General features: G+C 33.8%; 10 protein-coding genes and 1 pseudogene. 3 read left to right on the forward strand and 8 right to left on the reverse strand.

The features are described from left to right. Positions 1-2: 2 nt before the first annotated feature. The 4 genes from AC973_RS07630 to AC973_RS07645 form a co-directional block, all read right to left on the reverse strand. The gene (locus tag AC973_RS07630) at positions 3-1127 is read right to left on the reverse strand and encodes an ABC transporter ATP-binding protein (protein ID WP_048729273.1); all 1125 of its coding nucleotides are present in this window, start codon (positions 1125-1127) and stop codon (positions 3-5) included. Between the two features lie 12 nt (positions 1128-1139). Further along, complete coding sequence (locus tag AC973_RS07635) at positions 1140-2027, reverse strand: carbohydrate ABC transporter permease (RefSeq protein ID WP_048729275.1); 888 nt, start codon at positions 2025-2027, stop codon at positions 1140-1142. Next, positions 2027-2920, reverse strand: a complete 894-nt coding sequence (locus tag AC973_RS07640) for a carbohydrate ABC transporter permease (RefSeq protein ID WP_082148269.1) — start codon at positions 2918-2920, stop codon at positions 2027-2029. The genes AC973_RS07635 and AC973_RS07640 overlap by 1 nt, the downstream gene beginning before the upstream one ends. 64 nt (positions 2921-2984) lie before the next feature. Beyond that, entirely contained in the window at positions 2985-4331 is a 1347-nt protein-coding gene (locus AC973_RS07645; RefSeq protein WP_048729276.1) for an ABC transporter substrate-binding protein, read from the reverse strand. Between the two features lie 442 nt (positions 4332-4773). Here AC973_RS07645 and AC973_RS07650 point away from each other — a divergent pair, with 442 nt between their 5' ends. Further along, complete coding sequence (locus AC973_RS07650; protein WP_048729277.1) at positions 4774-5286, forward strand: GNAT family N-acetyltransferase; 513 nt, start codon at positions 4774-4776, stop codon at positions 5284-5286. 295 nt (positions 5287-5581) lie between these two features. Next, positions 5582-7594: a KUP/HAK/KT family potassium transporter gene (locus AC973_RS07655; RefSeq protein ID WP_048729278.1), complete on the forward strand. Its 2013-nt coding sequence runs from the start codon at positions 5582-5584 to the stop codon at positions 7592-7594. Between the two features lie 145 nt (positions 7595-7739). On the opposite strand, the gene AC973_RS07660 is transcribed toward AC973_RS07655, so the two are convergent. The 4 genes from AC973_RS07660 to AC973_RS07675 all read right to left on the reverse strand — a co-directional run bounded on the left by AC973_RS07660 (position 7740) and on the right by AC973_RS07675 (position 11700). Next, positions 7740-8564, reverse strand: a complete 825-nt coding sequence (locus tag AC973_RS07660; protein ID WP_048729280.1) for an IS3 family transposase — start codon at positions 8562-8564, stop codon at positions 7740-7742. Positions 8565-8573: 9 nt separating this feature from the next. Then, positions 8574-9203, reverse strand: a complete 630-nt coding sequence (locus tag AC973_RS07665) for a helix-turn-helix domain-containing protein (RefSeq protein WP_107069910.1) — start codon at positions 9201-9203, stop codon at positions 8574-8576. Positions 9204-9878: 675 nt separating this feature from the next. Next, entirely contained in the window at positions 9879-10478 is a 600-nt protein-coding gene (locus AC973_RS07670) for a super-infection exclusion protein B (protein WP_225968963.1), read from the reverse strand. A gap of 94 nt (positions 10479-10572) precedes the next feature. Continuing rightward, positions 10573-11700, reverse strand: coding sequence for a hypothetical protein (locus tag AC973_RS07675; protein ID WP_065419883.1), 1128 nt, complete (start codon positions 11698-11700; stop codon positions 10573-10575). Between the two features lie 239 nt (positions 11701-11939). Between AC973_RS07675 and AC973_RS07680 the strand changes: the two are divergent. Continuing rightward, a pseudogene (locus AC973_RS07680) lies at positions 11940-12127 on the forward strand (AAA family ATPase); the annotation flags it as partial. Between the last annotated feature and the right edge of the window lie 103 nt (positions 12128-12230).

Below are 12230 nucleotides of genomic sequence, written 5' to 3' on the forward strand. Positions count from 1 at the left end.
CCTTATTCTTCGTGGTAACGACGGTTTAAGATTGAATTACCTGTTGTTTTATCAAATAAATATGCTTTATTTATATCAATTTGTAAATACACATCAGAATGTGTTGGCACTCTTCTCGCTGGACTTAAGCGCGCTGTCATTTCACATTCTGAAGAATGGAAATCAAAGTAAACGAAGGTATCTGCACCTACTTGTTCAACATTTTTAGTTTGAACTAAAATAGTCTGGTTATCAAAACGGTCATTCTTATATTCAAAGTGCTCTGGGCGTAAACCGATTTGAATTTCTTGACCAGTTGCTTCTACTAAAATGTTATCCTGCATCTCTTGAGGTAATGGGAAGATTTCCGCGCTTGATTCAATTGCCGTACCATTTTCAGTTTTCACTAAACGACCGTTGATTAAGTTCATTTGTGGACTGCCAATGAATTCCGCAACAAAACGGTTCACTGGATTATTGTATAAGTTTTCTGGTGTATCAAATTGTTCAACACGACCAGCATTTAAGACTGCAATACGCGTCCCCATTGTCATCGCTTCGGTTTGGTCATGTGTGACATAAATGAAGGTAGTTTGTAATTGACGGTGCAATTCAACGATTTCAGAACGCATCGATACACGTAATTTCGCATCCAAGTTTGATAATGGTTCATCTAACAAGAATACTTTTGGATTACGTACCATCGCACGACCTAAAGCCACACGTTGACGTTGTCCACCAGATAAGGCACCTGGCTTCTTGTCTAAGTATTCTGTTAGTTGTAGTGGTTTCGCTACTTCCTCAACTTTTGCATAACGTTCTTTTTTAGAAATACCTTCCATTTTCATTGCGAAGGCAATATTATCACGAACATTCATATGTGGGTATAAGGCGTATGATTGGAAAACCATTGCGATGTCACGGTCTTTTGCAGGTACGTTGTTGACAACATCATCACCAATACGTAATTCCCCTTCAGAAATAGTTTCTAATCCTGCGATCATTCGTAGAGTAGTCGATTTGCCGCAACCAGATGGTCCCACAAATACGATAAATTCTTTATCTTCGATGTCTAAATCGATATTATGGATTGCTTTAAATCCATCTTCATAAATTTTGCCAACTTTATTTAATTGAACTTTTGCCATTCTATCCTCCTATTAACCTTTCACTGCCCCTGCAGTTAAACCTTTAACCATGTTCTTAGATCCGATAACAAAGATGGCTAGACTAGGTATCATTGAAATAATAACACCCGCTACCATTAAAACTAATGATTGTGAATCTACACTATTCAACATTGAAATCCCGATTTGAACAGTTCGCGCATTATCGTTATTCGTTACTAGTAACGGCCACATGTACATGTTCCAACCTGCAAGGAATGACTGAACGGCCATTGAACCAAGCGTTGGTCTCAGTAATGGAAACATAATTTCAAATACAAATCGTAAATCTTTACACCCATCCATTTTAGCTGCTTCATAAATTTCATAAGGGAAGTTTTGTAGCGCTTGTGTACATAAAAAGATGTTAAATGCTGAAGCCATAAATGGCAGGATCAATACAATAATTGAATCATTTAAGCCCCAGCCAGATACCATCAAGAATTGAGAGATAATTACCGCTTCACCTGGTACCATCATGGTAGAAAGGATTAAGGCATACACTAATTTACTGCCCTTAAAGTTTACAAATCTGAAAGCAAAACCGGCTAATAAAGATGTCAGAATCTGCAATAAGGTAACAGATGTTGCTACGATAATTGAGTTGACGATATAACGACCTAAAGGGGCGATATCAAAAACTTGAACGAAGTTTGTTAACGTTGGGTTTTGCGGGAATAGAATTGAATTTGGATCATATAATTCAGCTGATGGTTTCAAGGCCATTAATACGGCATAAATTAAAGGAAACATCATAAAAAGCCACATGATAACGTTAAGGACAATTACGCCTACTTGTTGAACTCTTTGCTGCACCAAGTATTTTTGATTTTGTTTATTACGGTTTGTAACTGCTGTTGAATTTGCTTGCGTGCTGGCCATTATTTATTACTCCTTCCTCGAATGATGAACATGATAATTGTTAAAACCATAATGATGACGAATAAAACAACTGATTCTGCTGAGGCAAATCCATACCGGTAATTCATAAAGGCATTCTTGTAAATATCGTAAACAATTACGTTCGTCGCTTCACCTGGACCACCTTTAGTCAAGATATTGATTTGACCGAAACCTTGGAAGGCGTTAATCACGTTAGTTACAATAACAAAGAAGAAAGTTGGGCCTAATGAAGGAATGGTAATATTGATAAATTTTTGAAAACCGTTGGCTCCATCAATTGAGGCACTTTCATATAAAGAATCCTCAATACTCGCTAATCCAGAAGAGAAATATAAAAAGTTCATCCCTGAATTTAACCAGCCAGTTAAAATCCCTATAACTACCAGAGACCATGTTGGATGCGTTAGAAGGTTCTGATTGGTGCCGATTAACTTGTTTATAATTCCTACTGTCGGGTTTAACATGACTTGGAAAATCATGGCCATACCTGCAGATGCAATAGCCATTGGCATCGCATAAGAGGTAGAGAAAAATCTAATCCCAGGAAATGACCGTTGACATAGAATAGCCGCTATTAGTCCAACTGTCACACCAAAAAGTACAACAATCAAAACAAACTGGAATGATACCATCATAGAGTTCCAGAATGATTTACTGGCAAATAATTCAACATAGTTTCTCAAACCAAGAAACTGGGACATTTGACCGAAAGAATCTGTTAGATATAGCGAACGGAAAATCGTTTGGATAAAAGGCCAAAACATAAATACTGTTAAAACTAACAAAGCTGGTAACAAGTACATATAAGGTTGGATTCGTTCACCCAAGGTCTTCTTCGCTTTAATGATTACAATTTCATCTGTACGTTCCAAAATTGTGCTCCTTTCAAAATATAAAACAGCCGGAAAAAGCTTCCGGCTGTACAAAGTCTAAATCTTATTGATTCGTCGCATTGTAGTTTTCAAGCGCTGCATTTGTTTGATCAGCCATATTTTGAACTGCCTCTTCTGCAGTGATTTCATCATTTAATAGGCGCTCTAATTCTGCTTCGAAGTACATACGAGCTTCTTGATTTACACCAGATAAAGCACCTTGATCTTCAGGTGTCGCATCATGTAATTGGTCAATCGCCGTTTGGAATTGAGGGAATTCTGCTAAGTTATCTTTGAATACTTGTTCGTCATGGGCATTTTTGTTTACAGGGAAGTAACCTGTATCTGCATTCCATTGCGCTTGAACCTCAGGTGTTACTAGGTATTGCATGAAGTCCCAAGTAGCATCTTTCTTAGCTTCGTCTTCAGATTCGATCATCCATAGAGACGCACCACCGATTGAAACGCTACCTTCATCTTCCGAAGATAATGCTGGGAAGTAAGCAGTACCTACTTCGAATCGGCCGTCAACTTCTGTTAAGATTTGACGTAATGTTGCTGTTGAAGCTAAAGTAATTGCTGATTGACCTGAAACGAACTCAGCTTGTCCACCCGTACGTCCTACGTTAGGTGCTAAACCTTCATCTTGTGCTTTTTTCCAAGTTTCTAAGGCACGTAACATGCTACCGTTTTGGTCGAATGCAACTTCTGTTGGTGCAGCATCACGGCCGTTACCATTGTTGTACATGTCTTCTTCAGTTTTGTTGATAAATTGCTCAATGTACCAACCATAGATAGTTAATGACATTGGCATTTCAACGCCTGCTTCAGTTAATTGTGGTGAAATTTCAATAATTTCTTCAAATGTAGTTGGTGCTTCTTCGATACCAGCTTGCTCAAATAGGTCCGCATTGTAGTACATTAACGGTGTAGATGAGTTGAATGGCATAGAGTATAAAGTGTCATCCTTCGTATAGTAAGCTAATAAGTTTTCTTCTAAGTCGCCTAATTCAAATCCAGATTCGTCAACGTAATCTTGAACAGGTACTGTTAAACCTGAGTCGATCATGAATGTCATCCCTTGTTCAAATACTTGAACTAAGTCGGCACCGACATCAGAACCAGAGGCAGATGACCGTAATTTTGTTAATGTTTCATCATAAGTTCCTTGATATTGCGCATTGACGAAAACTTCATCTTGCGACTCGTTATATTGGTCAACGATTTTTTGTAGTGCTTCACCAGTAGACCCACCCATACCATGCCAGAATACTAATTCAGTTTCGCCCTCTGCAGCACCAGTAGATGAGTTAGATGATTCAGAACCTGCACTAGCATTACCACATGCAGCTAATAATGCAGCTGATAATAACCCCACACCAAAGCGCATAATATTCTTGTTAAATTTCATTGTCCTTATTTCCTCCCGAAAATTGATCTCAAATTTTTAACTCCGCTGTTTATCTTAAACTACCAATATTAACTTCCAATCAATTTTAAGTATTAGTTTTGAAAATAATCAGTAAAGTCTTTAATTCGATTTCTTTACACTTAATTGATTTTATATATCTAATAAAAAACGAATATAACCCTTTACCAATGCCAGAACAAGTGCATTTATACATTGCTCATTTCTAAAACTAGATATAATTCTTGTAAATATTAAGTAAATTCTTTACAAATACGCGCTTCTATTGCAAATTTCACTGATTATAGTCCTTAATACTAAGAAATAATTTTACACGTCAAACCAGTAGCTGCATTTCCCCAATTCCCTACCCCTTTTGATTTAAATTTTTTTGGCTTTTAGGTTATGATATAGGGAATCCATTTTGCAAGGAGGATGGTCATTTATGATACAATTACATCAATGTAGTGTGGCCGATGTGGATGAGCTAAGAGCTGTCTCAATCGAAACCTATACGGACACTTTTGGGGAATTTAATTCAGATGAAAATATGATGATTTATTTAGAAGATGCATATAATCGGAGCAAATTAGTAGCAGAATTAGAAACCGCCAATAGTCAATTCTTCTTTTTAAGAGAGAATAATGAAACTATGGGTTATCTTAAATTGAATGTGGGCGAAGCACAGTCAGAATATGTGGGCGACAATCTCCTTGAAGTCGAAAGGATTTATGTGCGAACAGCTTTTCTACGCAACGGATATGGCACAAAATTAATTCAAGCTGCTGAAGAAATTGCACGTAGTCTAGGTTTGGCTGGTATTTGGTTGGGCGTATGGGAACATAATCAACGCGCACTTAATTTTTACAGCAAAATGGGCTTTCGCCATATTAGTCAACATCCCTTCTTCATGGCAGACGACGAACAAATAGACTTGATTTATTATAAAGAATTATAAGACACAAAAATCCCTAGACAGTATAGGTGACCCTAAATGTTAGACTAATTTTATGAGAGTTGACCAATCGGTTAACTCTCTTCTTTTTATATCAATAGAGATGAATCTAGTCTTACATACCCAGTTTTTAATCACTCTTAGGCTAGTATATATTTAGCGACTTTCAGTAAGTGTATTGCCTTTTGATTATTCGAGTACTTTTGTGAAATAAGTACATTAAACCTATTGACTTTTATAGTGAATAGTTCATAATTTGGTAATCTTGGAAAATTTTTGAATATTATTGGAGAGTATAATGACAAGTAAAAATAGCATAAACAATAAACTTTCTTTTGCGGGATTGTTGATTGCAATGGGCGTCGTATATGGGGATATAGGAACCAGCCCTTTATATGTAATGAAGGCAATTGTGGCTGGTAACGGTGGACTGGCCAATATCAGTCCTGATTTTATTATCGGTTCTGTTTCACTAATCTTTTGGACTATTACCCTACTAACTTCAATCAAATACGTTTTAATAGCGTTAAAAGCAGATAATAGAGGGGAAGGTGGTATTTTCGCTTTATATACTTTAGTACGAAAAAAAGCTCGCTATCTCATCATTCCTGCGATGATTGGTGGGGCTTCACTTCTAGCTGACGGTGTCCTTACACCCGCTGTAACGGTAACAACTGCTATTGAAGGCTTGCGTGGTGTGCCGACATTCTATAGTCATTTTGGTGAAAGTCAACAAATTGTAATTGCCATCACCTTGGCTATCATACTCGTACTTTTTGGGATCCAACGATTTGGTACTGATGTAGTAGGACGAGCATTTGGTCCAATTATGTTTGCATGGTTCACCTTTTTAGGCACTGTTGGTTTATTAAACTTTATAGGCGATTGGACAGTTATAAGAGCTTTGAATCCTTACTATGCTTTTAAAGTTTTATTTAGCCCGGAAAATAAAGCTGGTATTTTTATTCTAGGTAGTGTCTTTCTAGCAACTACTGGTGCTGAAGCTTTGTATTCCGATTTAGGACATGCCGGATTAGCCAATATTCGTGCTAGTTGGCCATATATTAAAATCTGTTTGACCTTGAATTACCTAGGTCAAGCAGCTTGGTTATTAAAAGTTAGAAATAACCCGGACTACCAAGAAATTGAAGACTTAAATCCCTTTTTCGCAATGCTTCCAGAAGGTTGGCTAGTATTTGGGGTAATATTTGCTACGATTGCAGCAGTTATCGCGTCTCAAGCATTGATTTCCGGATCATTCTCATTGGTTTCTGAAGCAATCAAATTAAAACTATTACCGAGACTGAAAATATTATATCCAGGCTCTTCTATTGGTCAAATGTATATTCCAACAATTAATTTACTGTTATGGATTTTTACATCTTGTGTAGTGGTCGCCTTTCAAACATCTGCGCGTATGGAAGCTGCGTACGGTCTGTCTATAACAATTACCATGTTAATGACAACCATCTTATTACATGCATACCTAATGCAGATTGGTCAACCTAAACTGGTCGCACATACCTTAACCCTATTCTTTGCATTAATTGAAGGGATTTTCTTCATTTCAAGTATTACCAAATTCTTTCACGGTGGGTATGTTGCTGTGATGATTGCTGCCATTATTTTATTCATCATGGTAATATGGCAATGGGGCAACCAAATTGAAGCCAAGACAGAAGACCTTATTGATTTACATGATTATTTAGACCAAATTGGTGAATTACGAAAAGATTCCTCATTGCCTTTAAATCAAACAAATGTCGTTTTCTTAGTTGCTCATATGAATGACTCTATTATCGGGCGTCAATATATCTATTCGATCCTTGATAAACGGCCTAAAAAGGCAAGAGTTTATTGGTTTGTGAATGTTGTTGTAACTGATGAACCTTATACAAAAGCTTATGAGGTCGACATGATGGATACAGATTATATTGTTAAAGTGAAATTACACCTAGGATTTAAAGTTACCCAAGAAATTAATGTATATATTCGCCAGATCATCCATGACTTAATGACAAGTGGTCGTTTACCAAAACAACCACAGAGATATACCATAACACCTGGTAGGGAAGTTGGTGACTTCCAATTCGTCATTATTCATGAGAAACTTTCTCAAACCTCTGAGCTCAGCTCTATTGAGCGCCAAGTTATGCAACTTAAATTGTTTATTAAAGAACATGTTCAACCAACTGCTTCAGCCTTTGGCTTAGATTATTCAGAAGTATTAAACGAATATGTACCTTTAGTTATTGGAAATGAGAGAAAAATAACACTAACTGAAATTACTAATGATCATATAAAAAATTAGTAACAACTATTCATTATCAATGTTTCAACGACCTGAATAAATATACAAAAAAAGGAACTCATAAGATGAACTGCCCCCTGTCAAGCAGACAGGTAAATAAATAAAATATTTAAGCCATGCATCAATTTTAATATGCATGGTTTTTTTATGCTGGAATACGCAATCCCATGCTAAGTGGAACTCGCTCCATATTATAAAATTCAATATAAGATTGAAGTGTATCATTTAACTCTTCAAACGTATCGTATGCTTCTAATTGTAGCATTTTTGATTTCAGAATACCCCAGAAGCTTTCCATCGGACCGTTATCTATACATTTACCCACTCTGGACATACTATGTATTACATCGTTTCTAGAAATATATTCTCTAAAAAAATGAGAAGTATATTGAACTCCACGATCACTGTGGATCAATGTTTTATTCGGGATAAGTTGATTTTCAATTTGTGAAAACGTATCTCGAACTAAGGCATTGTTATTCTGGTGTGAGAGTTTGAATGCTATTATTTTTTGGACACCATAATCTAAAATAGCGCTTAGATATGCTTTTGAATTATTACCGTAAGGTAATTCTGTTACATCTGTAAGTAGCACTTCCATTGGCTTGTATTCTTCTTGGAATGCTCTATTTAAGATGTTTTCTGCCACATGATTAGGTGTATGCGGTTTGTAATTATATCTTTTTTGACGAATAACAGCTTTTAATTTCAATAATTTCATTAATCGATGAACACACTTATGGTTTACTTTAGCACCTAAGTAATGATTTAGATAAATGGTTATCCGACGATAACCATAAATACCATTAAATTTATTATAAGTATGGGCAATCATTTCAATAAGCTTTTCTAAACGCTGACCTTTGCGGGATGGTTTGCGATTCAACCATTTATAGTAACCGGCTCTACTGACTTTTAAAGCTTTACATAAATGAACTATTTTGAATCCTTCTTGTTGTAATTTTTTAATGGTTTGATATTAGACTTCATACCTTGTTTGCGTAACATCAACTCTCTTTCCACTTCTCTCCGCTTTTTTATTGCTGCATTTTCTGTTTCTAAGTACTCGTTTTTTAGCCTTCAGTGCGGCAATTTCTGCCTTTAACTTCTCTTCATTTGTTTGTAAACTATCTGGTTTCCGCCGTCCACGATTATCGCTAAGTCCATCAGGACCGTATTCTTTGTACTTTTTAACCCACGAATACACATTGTTGTAGGATACATGATGTTTCTGAGCTGTTTCTTTATAAGACAATTCATTGGCCAAGCAATCTTTGACAATCATTATTTTTTCTTCTGTGGTCGTTTTTCTGCTTTTCATTTTAAACACCTCGGGTAATGGAGAATAATTACGGTTTTCTTCACCCTTAGTATACTTGATTATCCAATTTCCAACAGTTGCATCTGAAGGAATATTATACTTACGTGCAATCCCAACTATTGTTTGATCAGAAATAAAATACTCCTCAACAGTAGCTTGCTTAAACTCTTGACTATAATGATTGTTGGTTTTACTTGACTGAATACCAGAAATGCCGTGCTTTTTATATCGTAGAATCTTGCGGCGAAATTTACTTTCTACAAGCTTTAAACCATAGGTTTCTTGCAACTCACTGATACTTACACCTTCCTGTAAATATAATTTAATAAAATATTCTAATTCAGATACTGTATGTTTACTATTTGAACGTAAAAAACTCCCCCTAAAGTAGATTTACTTTTTTAAGTGTCTACTTTAGAGGGATCATATCAAGACGGAGTTCCTTTTTTTGATATTGTTATCTGAGTAATCTTGGTTCATTATTTGATTGATTATCTTTTTTATTTTAAAGATGTAAATTATGGCTAAAGAAAATTGAACACAAAAAAGAACGCTGTTATATCAGCGTTCTTAAAATTCACCTTATTCCCACTCTGGATTTTGTGTGAGTCATATAAGGGGACATGCAGTAAAATCAAGAAATATGGAAACGGATAAAGTGTTATAAATCATAAAAAATAAGATGAGAATTGCAAAAAGTGCAATAGAAGCACTGATTCAGATTTGTATAAAATCGTAAATAGGGATTCTAAAGTTCAATATTCAAAGATAAAGGCGTTCGTAATTGGACGCTTTTTTTATATAGTGTAATTAAGAATATTTGAACTTTTATCATTTCTGAAAAAATAAAGAAATCGGTTAAAAGTTAATTTAATATTTCTTCAAATTGGTTAGTTAAAAATGGATACTATATAATATGGAATGCGATATTAAACCTAGTTTTAATGTTAATATCTATATCAATTAATAATAATCCGGTTGTCGAATACAAGAATCATAAATCAATTGTTTATTTGCGTCATTCTTCAGAAATTCTTCAGCAGTACTTTCAAAATAATCTAAAAGATGATCTTTTTTTTTCAATTCATCAACCACCCAGGGGTGTAATAAATAAGGAAATTTTGCAGTATTTAGGTTAGAAATCATATATTGAGTTGTTGCTTTTCCGATGATCATTTCACTTTCTATTTTTTTCACGGCCCCATCATTGATAGGCAACAAGTTTGTATAATTTTCTTTTTCAAATAAACTTAAAACAATACAAATTTCATAAGGGCTTAACTTTCTTAAACGAGTCTCAGCTGTTTGATAGAACCTATTTATACTTCTCTTATTTGCTATAAAATTAAATACTTGGATAATTAGTGTAATTATTAAAATAGCTAAAGATACAATAAAAATTAATCCAATTATAAAACCATATTTATTTATAAAAGTGTCTAAATAAAGTTTTGCTAATATTTTTGATGGTAAGAAAAGTAGTAGACCGCTTGCTAAAGCAAGTGCTGACATTATTTTTATAGGTAAATTTAGTATATCTGTAATATTTAAGTTAAAATTCAAGGTAACACCCCCAGAACATATTATATTCTACATGTATTTTGTTGCGTATAAAGTAATTGTGACTTAACTTCTTTGTTGAAGTGTGTACTTTAAATTAAAGTTTATATTTGATTAAATCGCTAAGCATTTGGTTCATAATTGTGAATGATTGATTTATTTTTGCCATAAAGCGTTCAAAGTCGATATCAACTGAGTATTCTATCATTTCTTCAAAATGATGTTTTGAATCTTTAAATATTGAAACCGGAATTTCTTGAATTCCATAGTGAAAAATATTATTTCGTAATTTATTTTCGAAAGTGAAATACTTTTCTTTTTCTTCAAGCAAATGTTGAATAGTATGAAATTGGCTTTCATTAATTGATCGTGAATGTTTCTTCAGTATTAGAGATAGACAATTAATACTAATGAGGTAAGTTTGTAATTTAGACCTATAAAAAAATGGTCCGGAGATCTGAAAAACATCAGGTATTACATCGTTTATAAAGTTATTTTGGCAGAATATATTAAAAAGAAATAGCTGAGCATCTTTCGGTAAAACACCACTTAATAGATTTTTACGCTGTTCATCATAAAAAAAATAATCTTTGTGTTCGAATTTATTTGAATCTAATGATAAACTCTTATTTTCATCAATACTACTATTTGAAGTTTGAGTAACCACAGAATTAATGAATGATGCAATATATTCAGAGTATTTAGTTAAAAAAAGGAATGAATTTTTTTCAAGGTCACTTAACGACGCTGTAGATTTTATGTTTAGTATTTTGTCTAAATAAATGTTTAGTTGACTTGTATTTCCGTAAGGAGACCCATCTATAGTAAATACGCCTAAATCTTTCTGCCCCAATAATTTAACAACTAGTTTTTGAATAAAATTGTAATCTGTTTGTAACAGATCCATCCTTTTCAAACCGTCCTTTTGTAGTTGGCTACTAATTTTGTTATGCTTTTTATCTGAATATAGTTTATAACTAACACGTGTTGATTTGACTAATCTATCGAAAGGAACGTTTTCAATACTTGGAATTTCTATTTCTATGTTTTGTGACTTAAAAAATGTTAACCATCCATCACAAATAGATGATAAGAAAGGTAATATAGAAATATTGAGTTGATCTTGTTGTTTAAATCTTGAGTTAACCAACTGGTATATAATTTGTTTTACTTCAACTGATTCTTGAGAAAGTAATATAAATGAAGTTTCTTGTAGAAGTTCCATAATTTTTCCATTTCCTTAGCTTTTTAATTTTACGGTACTTTGAAATTAATATTTGAGTAGAAATACCAACCAAGTAATCTTTATATTAATGATAACTAAAAAATGCCATAATTAATATAAAAAATCATCTTTAGGAAAAACTTTTTAACAACTCAATTTATACATAATTAAGGCTTTAATCAGATTCTTTGTGATAAAATATACTATGTAATCAAATTAAAAAATAAGGAGAATTGAGTATGTTTTTATCTACTCTTCAAATTCGAAATTTTCGAAATTATGAATCTGAAATATTTAGATTCGACAGTGAGACCAATACTATTATAGGCGAAAACGATTCGGGAAAAACTAACGCTCTCACTGCTTTGAGAATTCTGTTAGATGATAGTAATATTATAATAATAAAACGCTCAAAGAATCAGACTTCAGGCGGTTCTTTTACAAATAGTGTTGGTAAATAATTTCAAAGTACACGAATACGTTTTTTAGTTTTTAATAATAATTAAGAAATCAATAAAGTTAAATGCCAT

The organism is Carnobacterium sp. 1290_CSPC (genome assembly GCF_001053265.1).
In the GTDB taxonomy this organism is placed as follows: Bacteria; Bacillota; Bacilli; order Lactobacillales; family Aerococcaceae; genus Aerococcus; species Aerococcus urinaeequi.

Coding starts and splice junctions, on each gene's coding strand:
- AC973_RS07655 (WP_048729278.1), top strand. CDS start 5,582: ATGACAAGTAAAAATAGCATAAACAATAAACTTTCTTTTGCGGGATTG.
- AC973_RS07650 (WP_048729277.1), top strand. CDS start 4,774: ATGATACAATTACATCAATGTAGTGTGGCCGATGTGGATGAGCTAAGA.
- AC973_RS07635 (WP_048729275.1), bottom strand. CDS start 2,027: ATGGCCAGCACGCAAGCAAATTCAACAGCAGTTACAAACCGTAATAAA.
- AC973_RS07630 (WP_048729273.1), bottom strand. CDS start 1,127: ATGGCAAAAGTTCAATTAAATAAAGTTGGCAAAATTTATGAAGATGGA.
- AC973_RS07675 (WP_065419883.1), bottom strand. CDS start 11,700: ATGGAACTTCTACAAGAAACTTCATTTATATTACTTTCTCAAGAATCA.
- AC973_RS07645 (WP_048729276.1), bottom strand. CDS start 4,331: ATGAAATTTAACAAGAATATTATGCGCTTTGGTGTGGGGTTATTATCA.